We start from the raw sequence: 21,251 nt of genomic DNA, 5'->3' as shown, positions 1-21,251 counted from the left end.
TCCAGCAGTGCCGGGGCACCGGCGAGGTGTTCCTTCCAGAAGCCGACCTGGGCGTGCAGGCGTTCACCTTGCAGGTGTTGCTGTTGCCAGGCGGCATAGTCGGCGTATTGCAGGGCCAGGGCCGGCAGTGGATCGTCGAGATCCTGGCTGAAGGCGGCATAGAGCGCGTTGAATTCACCGATCAACACCGCCACCGACCAACCGTCGGAGACGATGTGGTGCTGGGTTACCAGCAGAATATGTTCGTCGGCGTCCAGGCGCAGCAGGCGGCCACGAATCAGCGGTCCCTGGCTCAGATCGAAAGCGTCCCGCGCTTCGGCCTGGGTCAATTGCTCGACGGCCGCCTGCCGGGCCTCGACGTCGAGGGCTTGCAGGTCGTGTTCCTGCAAGGCGAAGCCGATGTCGGCGGCGGCGAAGCGCTGGCGAACCTCGCCGTCATGGCGCTCGAAGGTGGTGCGCAGGCTTTCGTGGCGGGCGACGATGCGGTCCAGGGCGCGTTGCAAGGCGTGGCGATCCAGCTGGCCGCGCAGGTGCAGGGCAGCGGGCATGTGATAGGCGACGCTGGCGGCGTGGTCCAGTTGATCGAGGAACCACAGGCGTTGTTGGGCCAGGGACAGCGGCAATGCTTGCTCGCGGGACACCACGGCAATCGGCTGGACCTGGGACTGGCCGGCCTGTTCCACCCGTTGGGCCAGTTCACTCAACGAGGTCTGGGCGAAGAGGGTGCGCAGGTCGATCTCGACACCGAGGTCCTGGTGCAGACGCGCTTGCAGTTGCACGGTCAGCAGCGAGTGACCGCCGAGTTCGAGGAAACCGTCGTGACGGCCGACCTGGTTCAGGCCAAGCAGGTGTTTCCAGATTTCGGCGATGGCGAGTTCAGTGTCGCCCTGGGGCGCTTCGTAGGTTTTGCTCGCCAGGGATTCCAGGCCCGGCGCAGGCAGGGCGCGGCGGTCGAGCTTGCCGTTGGCGGTGAGGGGTAGGGTGTCCAGGTGCACGAAGGCGCTGGGCACCATGTATTCGGGCAGGTGCTTGAGCAGGGTGCTACGCAGTTGCTCGGCCGGCACCGGCTCGCCGCAGACGTAGGCAACCAGGCGTTTGCTGTCCGCTTGCCCAGGATGGTCTTCCCGGGCAATGACCACCACTTCGCGAACGCCGGGGCACAGGGCCAGGGCCGCTTCGACTTCGCCGATCTCGATGCGCAGGCCGCGGATTTTAACCTGGAAGTCGTTGCGCCCCAGGTACTCCAATGCACCGTTGGCCAGCCACCGGCCAAGGTCGCCAGTCTTGTACAGGCGTGCGTTCGGTTCAGTGCTGAACGGGTCGGCGATGAACCGTTCGGCGCTCAGTTCCGCTTGGTTCAAGTAGCCTCGGGCGACGCCGATGCCGCCGATGTGCAGCTCCCCGGCGACGCCCAACGGTTGGGGTTCGCCCCGGGCGTCGAGGACATGCATCTGGATGTTGGCGATCGGCTTGCCGATGGGCACGCTTTCGCCGGGATCACTGGGGCGGCACTGCCAGGCGGTGACGTCGATGGCCGCTTCGGTCGGACCATAGAGATTGTGCAGCTCGACCCCCGCCAGTTGTTGTTCGAAGCGCCGTTGCAGGCCGCGAGGCAGGGCTTCGCCGCTGCACAGCACCCGACGCAGGGCAGGGAAGTCCTGTCTGTCGTGGTGTTCGAGGAACAGGTCGAGCATCGACGGTACGAAGTGCAGCAGCGTGACGCCGGCCTGGCGCATCAGTCGGGCCAGGTAATCCGGCTCCTGGTGGCCGCCCGGACGGGCCATGACCAGCTCGGCGCCGGCCAGCAACGGCAGGAAAAACTCCCAGACCGACACGTCAAATCCGAACGGGGTCTTTTGCAGCACCCGGTCGCTGGTATCGACGCCGTATTGGTCCCTGGCCCACAGCAGGCGGTTGACCACCCCGAGGTGTTCATTCATCACCCCTTTGGGGTTGCCGGTGGAACCTGAGGTGTAGAGCACGTAGGCCAGGTGCCGGGGTGTCAGCCCCAGGGCGTGTGGCGCCGGGTCATGCTCGGGCTGCGTGGCCAGTTGCGCGTGATCTTCGTCGCCATCGAGTGCCAGCAGCGGAACATCCAACGGCGGCAGCTGGGCCAGCAGTGCCTGGCTGGTCAGCACGGCTCGCGGGGCACTGTCGGCAAGCATGAACGCCTGGCGGGCGCTCGGCAGGTCCGGGTCGATAGGCACGTAGGCGCCGCCAGCCTTGAGTATGCCCAGCAGGGCGACGACCATTTCCGGCCCGCGTCTGAGGCTCACGGCCACCCGGTCATCCGGCTTCACCCCCAGTTCGATCAGGCGATGGGCGAGCCGGTTGGCCTGGCGATTGAGTTGGCCGTAACTGAGCAAAGGACCGGTGTCGTCGCGCACGGCGCAGGCAGCCGGGCGCTGCTCGGCTTGCTGTTCGAACAACTGATGGATCAGCACGTCCTGCGGATAGTCGCGGGCCGTGGCATTGAATTCGACTTGCAGGCGTTGCCGCTCGGCCTGGCTCATGAGCGGGTAATGGCCCACGGCGGTGTCATGGTGCTCCAGCACCGCTTCGAGCATCGAGAGCATGCGTTGTTGCAGGAGTCGGGCTTCTTCCAGGCTGAAATAGGCGGTGTTGAAGTTGAAGTCCAGATGGACGTCTTCGAACGGATGGTAGTCGCGCACGAAGATCGCCATGGGCGTCTGTTCGTAGCCGTTATCCATGGTGATGACGGTGGACGAGGTGCCGCCGAACTGATCGTCGCCGTCCAGGCTTTCGAACGACAAGGAAATGTCGAACAGTTGCCGACGTCCGCTCTGTGCCAGGCGCAGGCTGCGGTTGAGCTCGGCGATGGGGAAGCGCTGATGGCGGTAGCAGCGGCGCAGTTGTCCACCGGCGGTATGCATCAGGTCCAGCAGTGAGGCGTCGAAGTCGACAGGCAGGCGGATCGGGCTGACCGAGGAAAACATGCCCGCGGTTTCTTTGGTACGGGCGGTGGTGCGGTTGTGCACGGGCATGCCGATGACGATTTCATCGACCCCCACGGTGCGGCAGAAATAGGTGGCCACCACGCTGATCAGCACATGGGCGACCGACAGGCTGCGCTCGCTGGCGAATTGCGTCAGGGCGTTGTACAGCGCCCGGGGAAGCATCGCCTGCACCTGGGCGCTGGGCGCCAGCGCATTGGCCTGGCCGGTCTTGAAGTCAGCGCGGCGTTGCAAGAGCGATGGCGGCATTTGCGCGTAGGTTTCCTGCCAGAACTGGCGGTCGCGCTCGTAGCGGGACGATGCGAGGTAAGCCCGGTCATCTTCCAGGAACGACAGGTAGGAATGCCCTTGGGCGACTTCGTCATTGCCGGCCAGCAGGCCGTTGTAGGCCGCGCCCACGGCGTGGCCGATCAGCGCCACGCCAATGCCGTCGGTGACCAGGTGGTGGTAGCGGTTGAGCCAGTAATGGAGGTTCGGGCCACAACGGACCATGCGCGCCTCCCAGAGCTGGCCGGTCAGCGATTCGAACGGCTGGCGGAAAGCGTCGCGCAGGTAGTCCATGGCCAGGCCGGCGGCAGCCTGCTCCTCGGAGAACTCCACCACTTGCAGGTTCACCTTGACCTCGGGCAGGACTCGCTGGCGCCCGATGCCACCCTCATGACTGAAGCTCAGGCGCAGGGCATCGTGACGGTTGGCGACCAGCTCGATGGCTTTCTCGAACAATGGGATGTTGATCTCACCCCTGATCTCCAGGGACATGCCGATGTTGTAGTAGGGCAGGTCAGGGTGCGCGATCTGGTCCAGCCAGATGCCCTGCTGGACTGAGGCCAGCTCATGGGACACGCAATCTTGCGAGAGCGACATATCGGTCGACGAATCCATATCGGAGCACCTGCTTGCAGAATCAATTGAGGTTTTGTCTCCGTTCGAAAGGCAGCGATGTGTGGAGGCCTGGGCGACTGCCAGTCGGCGGATCAATAGCCGTGAGTAAGGACCTTGGCGGTGGCGCGCGGGCGCCTGGAGTCCCTTCACAAAGTGAGAAAAAATTAGAGCATCCGGTGGGGACTGTCTGTCATGGGAAGCAGGGACAACGGCGAGGAACGGGGCTTGGCGGTGCTTGGGCGTGGTCGCGTGAGTCTGTTATACCAACGGCCCTGAGTGTGCTTGCGAGGGTCGAAAATGCCACTAATTGCCGAACCGGACCGCCCGGTATCGAAGTTCTGGAGCCTGTCCCGTTTTCCCAACCACCCCCAGGCAGGCCCGGTCGAAGTGATCGATGCGCTGTCGATCTCCAAAGAGGACTTCACCCGTCGGTACGTCAATCGCAACCGCCCCTGCCTGGTCAAGAATGCAGTGCGACATTGGCCGGCTTTTCAGAAATGGAAGCGCCTGGATTACCTCAAGGCCCATTCACGCAACAGCGCGGTGGTGGTGCGTTCGCAGATCGTCTCCGAGGTCATCGGTTGGTCCAGTCCCAAGGTCAAGGCCGAGTTGACCGAGTATGCGAACAGCGTCTACCGGGAAATGCCGTTCCACGAATTCCTCGACGGCCTGGGTGAGGGTGATGGGCCTTGGGTGGCCGACAGTTGCCGGTTTTCCGAAGGCTCGGCCATCGAGCAGATGAAAGAGGACGTCGGTGGGTTACCGTTCATGCCGCAGTTGGGCAAGTCCCGGCATTACCCGCCCCATCGCAGTTTCCTGTACCGCAACTCCTACACCGATTGGCATTTCCATGTCGTCGATGAAACGTTCATGGCCCAGGTGGTCGGAGCCAAGGAGGTGCTGCTGTTGCCGCCGGACGAAACCAGTTGGCGTGCGTTGCAACCAGTGATCGAACAGGCGGGCTACCTGTACGACATCGACACCGGGCGTTTTCCAGGTACTCGGCAACTGCGAGCGCTGCGCACGGTGGTGGAGCCGGGAGATGCGTTGTACATCCCGGTCTATTGGTGGCATGCGGTGCAATCGATGGACGATGAATTCGGCGCCACCGTCGCCGCGACCTTCCCGACGCCCTTGCATGTCAGCGGCGACATCAGTTCGCCTATCGCCAGGCGGGTGTTGCGCACCTATCTGTTTTCCCGTTATGCGCCGGTGGTGTTGGGTGCGGTGGCCTATTCCCTGGGTTATCGGTTGTTGAGCAAGTTAATCGATGTCGCCATGCCTCGCGATGTGCGCCCATGAGCTTGGGCAGTGGTCGCCGGGGCTTTGATCTGGGGCGAGGTTTCTATTTCCTCTGGTGTGGTGAGTCGCTGGCGGTAATCGGCACCGCGTTGATGGAGTTCGCCCTGGGCGTCTGGGTGTATACCCATACCGGTTCGGCGGTGGCCTTCGCCAACGTGGTGCTGGCAGCGACCTTGCCGGCGGTGCTGTTCCTGCCGCTGGCGGGCGGGCTGGCCGACCGGATCAGCCACCGGGTGATCATTGTCTGTTGCGATGTGAGCCTGGCGGTATTGCTCCTGGGGGTGATGACACTGCTCTGGTTCGAACGTCTGGAGCCGCTGCACCTGTACATTTTCAATTGCCTGGCGTCCATTGTCGGGGCCTTTCGCAAACCGGCCTATCAGGCCGCCGTCAGTACCATTGTCGCCCCTGACAAGTTCACCCGGGCCTCGGGGTTGATCAGCATCAGCAAGAACGCTTCGGCCCTGGTGGCGCCGCTGCTGGCCGGGGCGATCATGGCCAGCGCCGGGCTGGTGACGATCCTGGCGGTGGACCTGATCACCTTCTGTTCCGGCACCTTGCTGGTGATCAAGGCGTTCTCCCATGTGCGCGGTGGGTCAGACCGTCATGAGCGTACTGGCAAAGGCTCGGTGTTCGGGGGCGCGGTGAGCAACGTTGCGGCGGCACTGAAGTTTTTCGTGGCCGAACGGCTGATGGCTGGGCTGCTGGTCTACACCATGATGCGCACCGCATTATTGTCGCTGGCGACTTTGATGATGACGCCGTTGCTGCTGTCGACCCTGGGCAGCCAGACGCTGGGCATGGCTTACACCTGGGCGGCCCTGGGTGGTTTGGCCGGTGCGGGACTGCTGATTTCCATGGGCAACCCGCGACGCTTGATGGCGCTGGTGGCGGTGGCCGATCTGTTGCTGGCGGCCTGTGTCGTTGCCCTGGGGATGGTGTCGCAGGCCGTTGCGTACTGCGCGCTGGCCTTTGTCGCCATCACCATGGCGAGTATCGCCGATGCCAGTGTGAACTCGCTCTGGATGCGCAGGATTCCCGCCAGCAGCCGGGCCAGTGTCTTTGCGCTGATCAGCATGTTGACCATTGCCACCACCAGCCTGGCGGTGATCGTCGGTGGCTTCCTGGTGGATCACTGGTTCCAGCCGGCGCTGATGCCGGGTGGCCTCTATGCCGAGTCGATCGGGCGCTGGCTGGGCGTAGGGCCGGGGCGTGGCGTCGGATTGCTGTTCGTCGTGGCCGGCGGACTGTTTGCGCTCCTGCCCTTGAGCGTTTTGCTCTATGGGCCGATGCGCCGATTGGACGAGACGCCCACGCAGGCGGCCGTCGTACGGCTGGCCGACAACCCGCAGGTCGAGCCGCTGTAATGCCCGGCGTGGCCTGCTGTACCGGATTCCCGTGACAGACAGGTCGGGCCCGGTGGGTCAACCTTTGCAGGCTCTTCTGCTGTGCCCGTATCACGCGGGCAGGGCTGCCTTCGCAGCGTCATCGGAATCGACAACCCTCAATAAAAGGAGCAACTATGCGCCCGTCGTTTTATGAACCCAGCCGTTTTCCGGCACTCAAGAACCTGGCTGACAACTGGGAAGTGATCCGCGAGGAATTTCTTGCCCTCGATGCGCCGACCCTGACCATCAACCGTGTGGGCAAGTCGATTACCGAGATCGTCGACGAAGTGACCGCGCATATGGAGGCCGGCGGCGAGTATGGCTGGCTCTGGGGATGGGGTGACGACATGGACGTCATGCCGGAGTGGACCCAGTATGGCCTGGTCGCCTACGACACACCGATCCCCTACGCCCAGGCCGCCATGCCCGGCACCATCGAACTGTTGAAGAAAATCCCCGGCATCAAGCTTTGTGCCTTGCTGCGCATGGAGCCCAATGTGTTCCTCGGTACCCACTCCCACACCGGTACCTGGGAAGAAGGCTTGCTGCACATGCAACTGACCATCGACGCGCCCACCACCCAGAACTATGCCTACCTCAACGTCAACGGCAGCTTCAACCAGAGCACCAACGGCAACCTGGTGATCTTCGACGGCTCTCTCGACCACTTTGCCGTCAACGCTTCTCGGGCGCACCGGACTGTGCTGTATCTTGAGTTTCATCGTGAGAAGCACATGGTGGCTTGAGGTGGATCTGTGGCAGGGGGGAGGGTGGCGACCGGGAGATTGAGGTCGCCGCGATTCCATTGTGGGAGCGAGCTTGCTCGCGATGGCGGTGGGTCAGTCACTGGGATGGCGACTGACACGGCCCCGTCGCAGGCAAGCCCGCTCCCACACGTACGAGTGGAGGACACCGGATTTATTAATGCTGGAGAAACTCGTGTGGGAGCGAGCCTGCTCGCGATAGCGGTGGGTCAGTCACTGGTGATGGTGACTGGCCTGGCTTCATCGCGAGCAGGCTCGCTCCCACGGGATCTGTGGCGAACGCCAAGTCTGTGGCCCACCGAGAACCAATGTGGGAGCAAGTTCGCTCCCACAGGTTTTGCTTTGCCCAGGTTCGCCGAGGTCAAACAGCCGTCGCTTCGAGGGTCGATTCCAGGAAGTGGAAAGCGGTGTGCTTCGAGCGCTGGGTGGACTCGAAGAACGCCAGATGACTGCCGTTGCGTTCCACATGCAGCAGGGCGTCGCTGATGGCCTCGGCAATGAGCCGGGAACCGCCGATGTGAGTGGTTTCATCGGCGTCGCCGGCGACCACCAGGGTGGGCACGGTGATCTGTTCCAGGCGCGACTTCAACTCGGTCTTGTTCAGCGCATCGTTGAGCCGTGCATAGCGGTAGAACAGCTCCTCATTGACGTAAGGATAGAGCGCCGCATGGGCGATGGAGTCCGGAATGGTCGCCAGTGTCGCCTGGTCCAGGAACAACGCCTGCAAGTCGCTGGCTTCGTTACGGTCCACGGCGGCCGATTCCATCAGCCATTCGAAGTTCTGCTGGTGGGCGGTGCGCAGGCTGTCGTCGCCCAGGTTGTAATCACCATGCCAAAGGCTCAGGGAGTTGACCCGATCCGGATAGGTGGCGGCAGCGCTCAGCGCAATCACCGCCCCGCCGCAGATGCCCATCAGGTGCGCGCTCTGCAATCCGTAGTGATTCATCACGTTGATCAGGTCGCCGACCTGGGCGTCGGTATCCACCGACAACTGGTCGAACGAGGTGCAGGAACCGAATAGCCCACGGGTTTCCCAGGTGACCACGAAGAACCGCTCGCTCAATGCGTTGAACCACTCGCGGCACAAGTCGAATGGCATGCCACAGGGCAGGGCCAGGACGATGGCCGGGCGCTGGCGCTCGGTACTGGCGTGGACCGATAGCGCCACGTTGTCGCGGGTGATCAGGTGCAGTGTCTCGACCTCGGGCACTGCACCGCTGAAATCGAAGTGTCTGACCAGGCGTCCGAACTCCTTGGCACTGTCGACGTCGTCGAAGTGGTCGTAGGAGAAATCGAGCGCCTGGCAGATTTTCTTGCTGATAAACATTTCGAAGGACGACAGTTGCGTCTCGCCGTCGTGCAAGTACTGCACGGCCTTGACGCCGATCCGCGCGAAGGCGGTACTGACCGCCCGCTCCGTGGCTCTGACGCTAGGGGAGGACTGATCGGGTGTCAGGTCGCTCCCCTGGGCGAGAAAGCTCAGGCAGATAGGATCGGGCAGATGGATGGCAAGGTGCCTAAGCATCCTCACGGTCTCACACAGGCGCGTGGCTGCGTCGGTGGAAATAGTCATGGATTGGGGGACTCCTGTCAGGCACGTTACGCATGCCAACTGTCATATGGCACTGAGAAAATCAGACCGCTTCGAATTTCTTGCCTCGGGTGGTGTGGGTGACAAGGCGGTTGTATTCCGGGGTCTTGTCCCCGATCACTTGGACCGCTCCGTATTTTTCCAGGCTGATACGACCGCCGTATTCCTCGATGTGGTCGGAGTCCGGATAAATCTTCACGAACGACGGCACATAGCGCGAAGCGAAGCCCATGCGCATGTCCTGGGACTCACCGCTGTGGGGATAGGAGGCGTGCATCAGGGTCGACCAGAAAATGATGAACTGACCGGCTTTCATCTGCATGGGCACGGCGGCGGCTTCGTCAGGTTTCCAGTTCTCGTCGATCTGCAGCTGGCGATAGTCGTAGCCGAAGAAACCGCGTCGCACACCATCCTTGACCACCGAGTTGTTGGTCTCGGGTTCGTAGCTCATGCGCTTGGTTTCATCGTAGTTCATGCTGTTCTGGGTGCCTGGAATGAATTGCAGGCAACCGTTGGCAATGTTGGCGTCGGTGAAGGCGGTCCAGACGGTAATGGTGCCGCCGAAGTCTTCATTTTCCGGCCAGAGGATCTGCGGCTTGCCCGACGCATTGGCAAAGGTGTCGGCCTGGTGCCAGTCGGTGCCTTCGTCGCCCGGGTATTTAGGGAAAAATTCGGTACGCCAGCACAATACATCCGGGCCGAGAATGCTCTCGACGCGGTCGCAGATTTGCGGGCGACAGATGTGACTGGCGAGGAATTCGTCGTCCAGGTGGCGATCATAGTTGGCGATGTTGGTGGCGCCGGAGATCGCATCCAGATCCTGGTATGCCGCGGCGCTGCGGTCGAGCAGGCGCAGACGGGTGCGCTTCCAGGTCTCTTTCATTTCTTCTGGCGAATAGGCGTCGAACGGGCCGATGAAACCGTTCTTTTCAAAGGACGCACGTTCTTCCGGGGTCAAGGCGAATTTTTTGCTCATGGGCTTTTCCTTTTCGATCAATGGGCTTGAACAAGGGAACGCTGGATGCAACCGGCCAATACCTTGGCGGTCGCGCCATCTGCCAGCACGCCTGGGTCGAGGTTGACCCGGTAATGGGCCTTGAGCGTGCTCAGCGAGCGGATCAGGGCCAGGGAGGTGCCGCCGAAATCGAAGAAGTCATCGTTCAGGCCAATGTTCTTCAGGCCGATATCGTCCGACCAGATCTTGAGCACGAACTGCTCCTGTTCAGTGAGGCCGGGTTCGCTGGCATGTTCCACGCTCGAAGGTACCGAGTCAGGCGAGGGCAGGCGGGCCTTGTCGATCTTGCCGTGGTCCGTGACCGGCAATTGCGCCAATGCAATGTAGGCTGAAGGACGCATGTAGTCCGGCAGACTGGCGGCCACCAGCGCGGCCACTTCGTTGCGGGTCTGTTCGGTCCAGGCGTCGACGCCCTGCGACGGCACCACGTAGGTGACCAGGCGCCAGTCGCCCTCGCCGTAATCGTGGCCGACGACATGGGCCGCAGCGATGGCCGGGCTGGTTTGCAGGCAAGCCTCGACTTCTCCCGGCTCGATCCGGAAACCACGGATCTTCAATTGTTCATCGCAACGTCCGGCGTAGCGGTACTCGCCGTCATCCCCCAGGACCAGCAGGTCTCCGGTGCGATAGGCACGGCTCGAGGTGCCCGGCAACTGGACGAAGCGCTCGGCATTCAGGGTAGGGCGATTCAGGTAGCCCAGCGCTACACCGGCACCTTCGATGTACAGCTCACCGGCGTTGCCTTGGGGCACCGGTTGCTGATCGGCGTCGAGCAGATGCAAACGCCAGCCATCCAGTGGCGCGCCGATGGAAACCATGGCGGCGCTTTCCAGGTCCTGGCCGAGCACGCGCTTGAAGGTGGTGTGGACGGTGGCTTCGGTGATGCCGTACATGTTGATCAAGGCCGGCTTCTGATCGCCGTGACGCTCGACCCATGGGCGCAGCACGGTGGCCGGTAGCGCCTCGCCGCCGAACACCACATAGCGCAGCGCCAGGGGGGCAGGGGCGGAGCGGTCGGCTTCATCGAGGCCACGGAACGCCGAGGGTGTCTGGCTCAGGACTGTCACACCCTGGTCCGCCAACCATTGGCGCATGTCATCGGGCGAGCGCGACACCTCGTAAGGCACTACGGCTACGTGGCCGCCGTGGGCGAGGGCGCCCCAGATTTCCCAGACCGAAAAATCGAAGCCGATGGAGTGGAACATCGACCAGACGTCGTTCTCGTTGAAGGCGAACGAACGCTGGGTGCTTTCCAGCAGACGGCTGACATTGCCGTGCGCGACCAGGACACCCTTGGGTTCCCCGGTTGAGCCGGAGGTGTAGATGACGTACGCCGCGGCCTCGTCGGGGTGGCGACGGTCGCTGTCGGCAAGTGGTGCCAGGTCCGGACCGACCAGCAGATCGGCGAGGGGCAGGACGCGCACGGACGCGCTCTGCGGCAGGTCGGCCAGTTCGCCGATCACCAGGTTCAGGCCACTGTCGCGAACGATGTGTTCGACACGCTTGCCAGGGTACTGCGGGTCGACCGGGACATAAGCGCCACCGGCCTTGAGAATGCCCAGCAGGCTGATGACCAGGTCGACGCCGCGTGGCAGGCACATCCCCACCAGCATGCCGTCCTGGACGCCTTCCTGGCGAAGCCGGGCCGCCAGCTTCGACGACGCCGCGTCGAGTTGGGCATAGCTCAATGAGCGCGAGGCGTCGGATACCGCGGTTCGCTCGGGGAATTCACGGGCCCGGGCGGTGAATATTTCATGCAGCAATGCACCAGACGTGAGGGGGGCTGGCGCGGGGTTGACCGATCCGCCAGTGTTCTTAATCGGCATGACTAACGCTCCTGTTAAATGCCACGTGCAGCGTGTTTGCGTGGTACGCAAACCGCTGCACTCGATACGTCACTGCGGCCCACGGGATCGTTGGAGGTACCTGTGCGAATCGCAGCTGGCGCATTTCAGCACCGACTTCGTGTCTGCGTCTGTCGGGGGAAATGGGGACAAACGATCCTGATGCGGATCGACCGTGTCGGTGTAGCGACAGGTGCCGGGCTCTGTCCCGGTTTGCGGTGCCAGACACCATCGCGGATCAGTGTTTTTATCCTTGCCCGATGGTGGGGCGTATTGATTTGGCCCTGCGACGTGGATCCGAGGATCTGTGGTTCAGGAGTTATGCATGAGTCTTCAAACTGACGCTTCACCCGTCATGCCCTCTGACGGGGTGGCGGATTCGCTCGTCTGGCCCGGTCACGGCGCCGGCGAATCGGTAAGGCTGTCGTCGCTCGCCGACGGTTTGAGTTTGCCGGTGGTGATAGAACCCATCGAGCCGGGGCTGGACCCGTCGCTGTGGGCCAGCACCCATCGCGAGGCGATCGAGGCGTTGCTGTGTCGCCACGGCGCGGTGCTGTTTCGCGGTTTTGACTTGGCCTCGGTGCCGGACTTCGAGGCGTTCGCCGAAGCCCTGTCGCCCGGGCTGCATGGCAGTTACGGCGACCTGCCGAAAAAGGAGGGCGGACGCAACGTCTATCGCTCCACGCCTTACCCCGAGCGCGAGATGATCCTCTATCACAACGAGAGTTCGCACCTGGAAAGCTGGCCGCGCAAGCAATGGTTCTACTGCGAGCAGCCGTCACGGGTCGGCGGCGCGACCCCCCTGGCGGACATCCGGCAGGTACTGCAATGCCTGCCGGCGGAGGTGGTGGCGCGCTTCGAACAGAAAGGCTTGATGTACAGCCGCACCTTTACCGTCGGTGTCGAGCCGAGCTGGGAGTCGTTCTTTGGCACCACCGACCGCGCGGCTGTCGAGCAGCGTTGCCGGGAGCAGGGCACCGATTTCGAATGGCTCGACGGCGAAACCCTGCAAGTGCGCACCCTCTGCCCGGCGGTCATCAAGCACCCGGTGACCGGCGAGCGCGCCTTCTTCAACCAGGTCCAGCTGCACCATCCGTTTTGTCTGGGCGAGGAAATGCGCGAAGACCTGCTCGATATGTTCGGCGCCGATCGTCTGCCACGCATGGTCAGTTATGGCGACGGAACACCGATAGAAGACAACGTCATGGCGTTGCTCGGCGAGGCCTATGAGGCCTGTGCCGTCAGGTTCGCCTGGCGCAAGGGCGATGTGGTGATGCTCGACAACATGTTGGCCGCCCATGCTCGCGATCCTTACGAGGAGCCGCGCCTGATTGTCGTGGCCATGGGCGAGATGACCGCCCGCGGCGACGTATGGCAGCCGGCGTGAGCCTTTTCGCGACTCCACTCGAGGATAGCTACCGATGAAAGAGAAGAAAGCGAAGAAAGTGAAGAAGCCCAGACCAGGCTCGGTCATGCGCCTGCTGTGGCGCAACCACCCCTGGCTGACGCTCTTTACCTTGGTCTGCGGTGTCATCAGCGGGGTCGCGTCTATCGCGGTGGTGAGTGTGATCAACGATGCGATCCACAATGACGGCTCTCGCCTGCACGCGCTGTACTGGTTCATCGGGCTCAGTGCCACGGCGCTGATCTTGCGCAACGGTGCAGCCTTGTTCCCGGCTTACGCCAGCATGCGGATCATGACGCGCCTGCGCATTGCGCTGTGTCGCAAGATCCTCGCCACGCCGCTGGAAGAAGTGGACCGGCGCGGCCCGCCCAATGTGCTGACGATGTTGACCAACGACATCCCGCAATTGAATACCACGTTGATCATCATGCCCACGATCCTGGTGGAGACGACGGTCTTTCTGTTCGGCATCGCCTACCTGGCTTACCTGTCGTGGGTGGTTTTGGCCTTGACGGTTTCACTGATGATCCTGGGAGTGGGGCTGTATCTGTTCTTCTTTTCCTGTGGCGTCAGGAACACGTCCCGCGTACGGGATGAATACACCGCGTTCAATGAGTACACCCACGCGCTGGTGTTCGGCCTGAAGGAGCTGAAGCTCAATGGCGTGCGGCGCCGTTGGTTCGGTCGCTCGGCCATCGAGGCGTCTTCCACCCGTGTGGCGCGCTACAACTTCGTGGAGCGCCTGTGGTACACCGCCGCCGACAACGTCGGGCAGTTCACGCTGTCGTTGCTGATCGGTTGTCTGCTGTTCGCCGCGCCCCTGGTCAGTGCCGTCGATCCGAAAATCATGACCGCCAGCGTCCTGGCCGTGTTGTACATCATGGGCCCGTTGTCGTTGCTGGTCGGGGCGATGCCCTTGCTGGCGGCGGGCCGGGTGGCCTGTACACGTCTTTCGGAGTTTGGTTTCTCGATCAACGATCCGCATCCGGAGCCGATCGAGACCGACGTGCCCAAGGTTCATCTGCTGGAGCACAAGAAGTCGTGGAATCGCATCGAATTGAAAGCCGTGCGCATGCACTACCAGGATATGCATGCGGAGACCGGTTTCTCCCTGGGGCCCATCGACCTGACGGTGCAGGCAGGCGAGTTGATCTACATCGTCGGTGGCAATGGTTGCGGCAAGAGCACCTTGGCCAAGCTCCTCTGCGGGCTCTACATCCCCCAGGATGGTGAGGTCCTGCTCGATGGCAAGCCCATCACCGATGAAAGTCGCAATGACTATCGTGATTTGTTCTCTGCGGTGTTTTCCGATTTCCACTTGTTCAACCGTCTCATCGGCCCCGACGAAGAGGACGGCAGCCCGACGCTGGCGAGCAAGTACCTCGAAACCCTGGGGCTGGCCGACAAGATCAAGATCGAAGGGCAGGGGTATTCAACCTTGAAGGCCTTGTCCTATGGCCAGCAAAAACGCCTGGCGCTGGTGTGCGCCTACATGGAAGACCGGTCGGTCTACGTACTGGACGAATGGGCCGCGGACCAGGACCCGCCGTTCAAGAAGTTCTTCTACGAGGAACTGCTGCCCGACCTCAAGCGTCGTGGCAAGACGGTGCTGATCATTACCCATGACGACCAGTATTTCCAACTGGCCGATCGCATCATCAAGTTATCGGATGGCCAGATCGTTTCCGATATCAACTGCGCCCTGCGCGACAAGCGAGCCTGAATGTCCATTCAGGTCCCAGGGTCCGGCCCGCGATGTCGTGACAGTACTGCTGAACACCCGTGAAACCGCTTGGCACCGCCCCCACCCGGCAGACGTGAGTCCGGCGCCGGGTGCCTGCGCCATGCAAGAACGCTCCGGTCGTTCGACCGACCCAATGCCGCGCCGACTACCCGCGCGGATTTGCATCAATTCCAGGCGTGCCTGTTGCATTCAACCCGGGCAGCACTGACAAATCTCTGAGAAGGACCGTATGAAATTTTTCTTTGCGCGTGTGGTGGGTGACGTTGTTGCAACCGGCCGTTTGGCCAACCGGTGCGATGGACAGCAACCGGGCAGGATGGCCCAGGGCAGTCCGTTGTCGGTCCGCGTTCGGGTGTCGGAGGGGCGGGTATGAACCAGTCCCTGCAGTTCTCGCAAACCTACCCGTTGACCGCCGCCCAGCGAGACATCTGGCTGGAGCAAATGGTCCAGGGCGACTCCCCGTTGTACAACATCGGCGGATACCTGCACATCGATGGTGTGGTTGACCCCGAGCGGTTCCAGCAGGCGGTCGACCTGTTGGTGCAAAAGCATGATGCCCTGCGCACGGTATTGCTCTGCGAAGCCGACGCAGGCGGCGTGCCGATGCAGACGCTGGCCGATACGCTGGTGGTGCAGGTGCCTGTGCATGATTTGTCTGATCAGCGCGACCCGCAAGCATCGGCGCAGGCCTGGGTCGAGCAGCGGATGGCGATGGCGTTTCCACTGGATGGGGGGCCGCTGTTCCGCCTGGCGCTGCTCAAGCTCAATGACGCATCGTTCTATTTCGTTATCCAGGTTCATCACATCGTCCTGGATGGTTGGAGCATCGGCTTGATGTTCAAGGAGCTCGGCGAGCTTTACAGCGCGCTGGAAAGCAACCAGGCACCGGACGTGACAGCACCGTCCTACGTGGCATTCATCGAAGACGATGCCCGCTATCGCGATTCCCCGCGGTTTGCCCGTGAACGGCAGTACTGGCTGGAAAAATACCAGGAAGTGCCACCGCCCTTGTTCGTTGCCCGCAACCGTGATCGCTACCCTGGCGGCGTGGCCCCCAGTGGCCATGTCGTATGGCCCTATGCCCAGGCACTGAACGAGCGGATCGACGCCTTGGCGCAACTGCATCAGTCGTCACGCTCGGCGGTGCTGCTGGCCGCGCTGCACGTTTATTTTGTTCGCACCACCCAGCGCGAAGAGCTGGTGATCGGCTTGCCAGTCTTGAACCGCTCCAACGCGACGTTCAAGAAAACCATGGGCATGTTCACCCAGGTGAGCGCCGTGCGCCTGCGCTTCAGCGCCGACCTGTCATTCGGTGAGCTGGTCCACGAAGTGGCGCGCACTCTCAAACAGGACTATCGCCACCAGCGCTTCCCCCTGAGCGATATGAACCGTTCGCTGGAGCTGCTGCAGGGCAATCGCGCGCAATTGTTCGACATATCGTTCTCCTATGAGTTGGACGATCATCAGTTCATGTTCGGGCAAGCCCCGGCCCGTTCGGTGAAATGCTCGAACGGCCATGAACAGATGCCGTTGGCCATCCACGTCCGGAGCAACCCGCACGACGATAACGCCTGGTTGCACTGGATCTACAACGCAGCATTTTTCCAGGAGGGTGAAATCGAGGCGATGGCCGAGCGCTTCATGCAGGTGCTGGAGCAAGGCTTGAGCAATGACGCATTGCCGATCCGCGAGTTTGTGCTGCCGACGCCGGCCGAAGCCCGTCAGCTTCAGGCCTGGAACGCCAACGATGGGCAGCACTATGAGCATGACCGCACGATCCATGGCCTGTTCGAAGTGCAAGCGGCCGCGCAACCCGATGCGCTGGCGGTGGTATACGAAGAGCAGGCATTGACCTACGGTGAGCTCAATGCCCGGGCCAACCAGGTTGCCCATCGCCTGCTGGCGTTGGGGGTTCGCCCGGATGACCGGGTGGCTATCTGTGTCGAGCGTGGCCTGGACATGATCGTCGGCCTGCTGGGTATCCTCAAGTCCGGCGCCGGTTACGTGCCGCTGGACCCGGCCTATCCCCCGGAACGCCTGGCCTTCATGCTTGAGGACAGCTCCCCGGTGGCGTTGCTCACTCAGTCGGCGCTGGAGGTGCAACTGCCGGCGCTGTCTGCCCCGGTGTTATGGCTCGATCAGCCCGCCAGCGCGGGGATCGCCCCGCAGCCGGCGCACAACCCTGACGTCGCGACGCTGGCGTCGCATCACTTGGCTTATGTGATCTACACCTCCGGTTCCACCGGGTTGCCCAAAGGGGTGATGGTCGAACACCGCAACGTCGCCCGGCTGTTCTCGGCGACCCAGCCCTGGTTCGAGTTCGGTCAGCAAGATGTATGGGCGCTGTTCCATTCCTTCGCTTTCGACTTCTCGGTCTGGGAGATTTGGGGGGCGCTGAGCCATGGTGGCCGCCTGTTGGTGGTACCGCAGTTGGTCAGCCGTTCCCCGCAAGACTGCTACGCGCTGCTGTGCGAGGCCGGCGTCACGGTGTTGAACCAGACGCCGAGCGCCTTCCGGCAGTTGATCGCGGCCCAGGGCGAAAGCGATCTGCGTCACAGCCTGCGCCAGGTGATCTTTGGTGGCGAAGCGCTGGAAACCGGCATTCTCAAGCCCTGGTATGCCCGTGTAGCCAACATCGGGACACGGCTGGTCAACATGTACGGCATCACCGAGACGACGGTGCACGTGACGTATCGTCCGCTTGAACCGGCCGACGCGCAGTTGATCGGGGTCAGTCCGATCGGTAAGCGAATTCCGGATTTGCGCCTGTACCTGCTCGACCCGTATGGCCAACCGGTGCCGGTGGGCGTGGAAGGTGAGCTGTATGTCGCTGGCGCGGGGGTGGCGCGAGGCTACCTGAACAGGCCCGAACTCAATGACACCCGCTTCCTCGCCGATCCGTTCGACAGCGCCGCCGGGGCGCGGATGTATCGCACCGGTGATCTGGGCCGCTGGTTGGAGAACGGTGAGCTGCAATACCTGGGGCGTAACGACGAGCAGGTGAAAATTCGCGGCTTCCGTATCGAGCTTGGCGAGATCGAGGCGAAGCTGGCGGCGTGCGAAGGTGTACGTGAAGTGGTGGTGGTCGCCCGTGAAGACGCGTCGGGCGATCAACGTCTGGTGGCCTATCTGATCGCCAATGAAGGCGTACGGCTGTCGGTGGTCGAACTGCGTTCAACCCTGCTGGGTTCGTTGACGGACTACATGGTGCCCAGTGCCTTCGTGGTCCTTGAACGATTCCCGCTGACCACCAATGGCAAGCTCGATCGCAAGGCGCTGCCGGCGCCCGATGCAGAGGCTTATGCCCATCGCGTGTTCGAAGCGCCGGTAGGCGACGTGGAAATAACCTTGGCCGGGCTCTGGACTGAACTGCTCGGCGTCGAGCGGGTGGGGCGCCATGACCGGTTCTTCGAACTGGGCGGTCACTCGCTGCTGGCGGTCAAGCTGATCGAGCGCATGCGCCAGGTCAATCTGGACACCGACGTGCGGGTGCTGTTCGGCCAGCCAACCCTGGCGACACTGGCGGCCGTCACGGGGACCAGCGGCGGCATCGTCGTACCGGACAACGCCATTGCCCACGATGCCGAGCGCATCACGCCGGACATGCTGCCACTGGCCACGCTGACCCAGGACGAGATCGACCGTATTGTCGCGGCGGTACCGGGTGGGGTGAGCAACGTCCAGGACATCTACGCGCTGGTGCCGTTGCAGGAAGGCATCCTGTATCACCACCTGGCGACGACCCAGGGCGATCCCTATCTGCTGCAAGCACTGTTGCGCGTGGGCAGTCGCGAACAGTTGGATGCGTTCGTGCAAGCCTTGCAGGCGGTGATCGAGCGGCACGACATCCTGCGCACGTCGGTGATGTGGGAAGACCTGGGCGAGCCGGTCCAGGTGGTCTGGCGCCAGGCCCGGCTGATTGTAGAAGAACTCGTCCTGGAGGCGGCCGAAGGCGACATCGCCGAGCAATTGCAGGCCCGCTTCGATCCTCGCCATACCCGCTTCGACCTGCGTCAGGCACCGATGATGCGCATCCACGTGGCCGAAGACCTCGCCAACGGCAGTTGGGTCGCGGTATTGCTGTTCCATCACTTGATCGATGACGCCACTTCCCTGGGCATGCTGGGCAAGGAAATCGAGGCACACCTGGAAAACCGTTCGGGTGAACTGCCCAAATCCGTGCCTTATCGTAACTATGTGGCGCAGGTCCGCTTGGGCAGCGATCCTGGCCAACATGAAGCGTTCTTCAGTGAAATGCTCGGGGACGTGGACGAGCCGACCCTGCCGTTCGGCTTGCAGGATGTGCAGGGCGACGGCACCGGTATCGAAGAGTCTTCGCTGGCGCTGGCTGCCGACTTGACCCAGCGCCTGCGCGCTCAGGCACGGCGCCTTGGGGTCAGCACGGCGAGCCTGCACCATTTGGCTTGGGCTCAAGTGGTGGGGCGTTTGTCCGGTCGTCAGGATGTGGTGTTCGGTACGGTGTTGATGGGCCGCTTGCACAGCGGCCAGGACGATGGACACGCCCTGGGCATGTTCGTGAACACGCTGCCGCTGCGCGTCGAGGCAGGGGGCCAGGGCGTGCTGGCGGCTCTCAAGACTACCCACGAGCGCCTGGCGGCACTGCTTGGTCACGAACACGCGCCGTTATCCCTGGCGCAGCGCTGCAGCGGGGTCGCCGCACCGACGCCCCTGTTCAGCGCATTGCTGAACTACCGGCAAACCGCGGTGGCCGCGCAGGCACCCAAGGACGCCGGCCTGGCGCGAACCTGGGCCGGTGTCGAGATCCTGGGCGGCGAGGAGCGGACCAACTACCCGCTGTCGCTGTCCATAGACGACCTGGGCGAGTCGTTCGGGCTGACGGTGCAAGCCGTGGCCGGTATTGGTGCTCAGCGCGTTTGCGGCTATATGAATACCGTGCTCGAGGCACTGGCCGATGCGCTCGATCAGGCGGTCGACACACCGCTGCATGGCCTGGATATTGTCCCCGCCAATGAGCGTCGGCAATTGATCGAGGACTTCAATGCCTTCGATACGGCCTATCCGGCAGGAGTGTTGATTCATCAGTTGTTCGAAGCCCAGGCCCAGGCCCGGCCGGAAGCTGTCGCGCTGACGTATCAGGACTTGCGCCTGAGCTACGGTGAGCTGAATCGGCTGGCGAACCAGATTGCCCATCGGCTGATCGAGCAGGGGATCGGCGCCGATGATCGCGTGGCGATCTGCGTGGATCGCAGCCTGGAAATGGTCGCGGGGCTGCTGGGGATTCTCAAGGCGGGTGCCGGTTATGTGCCGCTGGACCCGGCCTATCCGAGCGAACGCCTGGCCTACATGCTGGACGACAGCGCGCCCAAGGTGCTGCTGACCCAGCGCGATTTGCAGGCGCGTTTCCCGCAACCGAGCATGCCGGTGTTGTTGCTCGACGTCGAGGAACGCGATGCCGCCGGTATCAGCGCCCAGCCGCAAACCCCTCCGCACGTGAACGGCCTGAGCCCCGACAGCCTGGCGTATGTCATCTATACCTCCGGTTCTACTGGCCAGCCCAAGGGCGTGGCCATGCCGCACCGGGCCCTGGTCAACCTGATGCAGTGGCAAATCGCACAGGCTCAGCAGCAGGGCCGCGCGGCGGCACGCACCTTGCAGTTCGCGGCGCTGGGCTTTGACGTTGCCTTCCAGGAGATTTTCAGCACCCTGTGCGCCGGTGGCGAACTGTCGTTGATCCATGCCGATATCCGGTTGAATTTCCATCGTCTGTTCCAGCACATCCGCGAGCAGCGCATCGAACGGCTCTACCTGCCGTGTGTCGCCCTGCAGGCGTTGGCCGAGGCGGTGCTGGGCGATGGCCAGAGCGGTCCGTTGGCCTGCCCGCTGCGCGACGTCATCACCGCGGGCGAGCAACTGCGCATCACGCCACAGATCCGTGGCTTTTTCGCCCGCCTGGACGCCTGCCGCCTGCACAACCACTACGGCCCGACCGAGTCCCACGTCGCCACCGCGCTGACCTTACCGGACGATGTCGCCGCCTGGCCAACGCTACCGGCCATCGGGTACCCGGTGGCCAATACGCGCATCTATCTGCTGGATGAACACCTGCGTCCGGTTCCAGCCGGCGTGGCCGGCGAGCTCCACATCGGCGGCGTGTGCGTTGCCCGTGGCTACCTGAACCGCGACGACCTCAGTGCCGAACGTTTCATCCGCGATCCTTTCGCGGTGGATGGCCAGGCGCGTCTGTACAAGACCGGTGACCTGGGGCGTTACCAGCCCGACGGTTGCATTGAATACCTGGGGCGCAACGACGATCAGATCAAGATCCGCGGTTTCCGCGTCGAGCTGGGGGAAGTCGAGGC

10 protein-coding genes (1 of these 10 running past the window's edge) are annotated in these 21,251 nt (G+C 62.9%); 6 read left to right on the top strand and 4 right to left on the bottom strand.

The genetic code is table 11. The annotated features are described in order from the left end of the window. A partial coding sequence (locus tag ACWNZ1_RS09990) for a non-ribosomal peptide synthetase (RefSeq protein ID WP_456027615.1) occupies positions 1-3,857 on the bottom strand: 3,857 nt, incomplete at its 3' end. Between the two features lie 297 nt (positions 3,858-4,154). Here ACWNZ1_RS09990 and ACWNZ1_RS09985 point away from each other — a divergent pair. The 3 genes from ACWNZ1_RS09985 (at position 4,155) to ACWNZ1_RS09975 (ending at position 7,293) form a co-directional block, all read left to right on the top strand. Continuing rightward, a complete protein-coding gene (locus tag ACWNZ1_RS09985; RefSeq protein WP_135845734.1) occupies positions 4,155-5,159 on the top strand; it encodes a cupin-like domain-containing protein in 1,005 nt (334 codons plus the stop codon). Continuing rightward, complete coding sequence (locus ACWNZ1_RS09980) at positions 5,156-6,526, top strand: MFS transporter (RefSeq protein ID WP_456027614.1); 1,371 nt, start codon at positions 5,156-5,158, stop codon at positions 6,524-6,526. The genes ACWNZ1_RS09985 and ACWNZ1_RS09980 overlap by 4 nt, the downstream gene beginning before the upstream one ends. A gap of 155 nt (positions 6,527-6,681) precedes the next feature. Continuing rightward, a complete protein-coding gene (locus ACWNZ1_RS09975; protein ID WP_210644676.1) occupies positions 6,682-7,293 on the top strand; it encodes an aspartyl/asparaginyl beta-hydroxylase domain-containing protein in 612 nt (203 codons plus the stop codon). A 379-nt stretch (positions 7,294-7,672) separates the two neighbouring features. On the opposite strand, the gene syrC is transcribed toward ACWNZ1_RS09975, so the two are convergent. The 3 genes from syrC to syrB1 form a co-directional block, all read right to left on the bottom strand. Then, positions 7,673-8,884, bottom strand: coding sequence for a syringomycin E biosynthesis aminoacyltransferase SyrC (gene syrC, locus ACWNZ1_RS09970; RefSeq protein WP_135845731.1), 1,212 nt, complete (start codon positions 8,882-8,884; stop codon positions 7,673-7,675). Positions 8,885-8,945: 61 nt separating this feature from the next. Then, positions 8,946-9,878 (bottom strand): syringomycin E biosynthesis L-threonyl-[L-threonyl-carrier protein] 4-chlorinase SyrB2, encoded by a 933-nt coding sequence (syrB2, locus tag ACWNZ1_RS09965; protein WP_135845730.1) that lies wholly within the window; start codon positions 9,876-9,878, stop codon positions 8,946-8,948. A 17-nt stretch (positions 9,879-9,895) separates the two neighbouring features. After that, positions 9,896-11,743, bottom strand: a complete 1,848-nt coding sequence (gene syrB1, locus ACWNZ1_RS09960; RefSeq protein ID WP_256453221.1) for a syringomycin E biosynthesis L-threonine--[L-threonyl-carrier protein] ligase SyrB1 — start codon at positions 11,741-11,743, stop codon at positions 9,896-9,898. Positions 11,744-12,086: 343 nt separating this feature from the next. Between syrB1 and ACWNZ1_RS09955 the strand changes: the two genes are divergently transcribed. The 3 genes from ACWNZ1_RS09955 to ACWNZ1_RS09945 form a co-directional block, all read left to right on the top strand. Beyond that, entirely contained in the window at positions 12,087-13,148 is a 1,062-nt protein-coding gene (locus ACWNZ1_RS09955; RefSeq protein ID WP_135845728.1) for a TauD/TfdA family dioxygenase, read from the top strand. Between the two features lie 34 nt (positions 13,149-13,182). Next, a complete protein-coding gene (locus ACWNZ1_RS09950) occupies positions 13,183-14,889 on the top strand; it encodes a cyclic peptide export ABC transporter (RefSeq protein WP_135845727.1) in 1,707 nt (568 codons plus the stop codon). Between the two features lie 390 nt (positions 14,890-15,279). Continuing rightward, on the top strand, positions 15,280-21,251 hold the 5' portion of the coding sequence (locus ACWNZ1_RS09945) for a non-ribosomal peptide synthase/polyketide synthase (protein WP_456027613.1). The gene runs 23,125 nt beyond the window's last position; 5,972 of the gene's 29,097 nt are visible here — the first part of the coding sequence; its start codon is at positions 15,280-15,282; its stop codon lies beyond the right edge, outside the window.

It is taken from the genome of Pseudomonas sp. CFBP 5748 (assembly GCF_053850495.1).
Note: the sequence above shows the minus strand (reverse complement) of the source record. Positions and strands in the feature narration are given on the sequence as shown.

Bases quoted from the DNA above. Each gene is read 5' to 3' on its own strand.
- ACWNZ1_RS09985 (WP_135845734.1), top strand. From the start codon at position 4,155: ATGCCACTAATTGCCGAACCGGACCGCCCGGTATCGAAGTTCTGGAGC.
- ACWNZ1_RS09980 (WP_456027614.1), top strand. From the start codon at position 5,156: ATGAGCTTGGGCAGTGGTCGCCGGGGCTTTGATCTGGGGCGAGGTTTC.
- ACWNZ1_RS09975 (WP_210644676.1), top strand. From the start codon at position 6,682: ATGCGCCCGTCGTTTTATGAACCCAGCCGTTTTCCGGCACTCAAGAAC.
- syrC (WP_135845731.1), bottom strand. From the start codon at position 8,884: ATGACTATTTCCACCGACGCAGCCACGCGCCTGTGTGAGACCGTGAGG.
- syrB2 (WP_135845730.1), bottom strand. From the start codon at position 9,878: ATGAGCAAAAAATTCGCCTTGACCCCGGAAGAACGTGCGTCCTTTGAA.
- syrB1 (WP_256453221.1), bottom strand. From the start codon at position 11,743: ATGCCGATTAAGAACACTGGCGGATCGGTCAACCCCGCGCCAGCCCCC.
- ACWNZ1_RS09955 (WP_135845728.1), top strand. From the start codon at position 12,087: ATGAGTCTTCAAACTGACGCTTCACCCGTCATGCCCTCTGACGGGGTG.
- ACWNZ1_RS09950 (WP_135845727.1), top strand. From the start codon at position 13,183: ATGAAAGAGAAGAAAGCGAAGAAAGTGAAGAAGCCCAGACCAGGCTCG.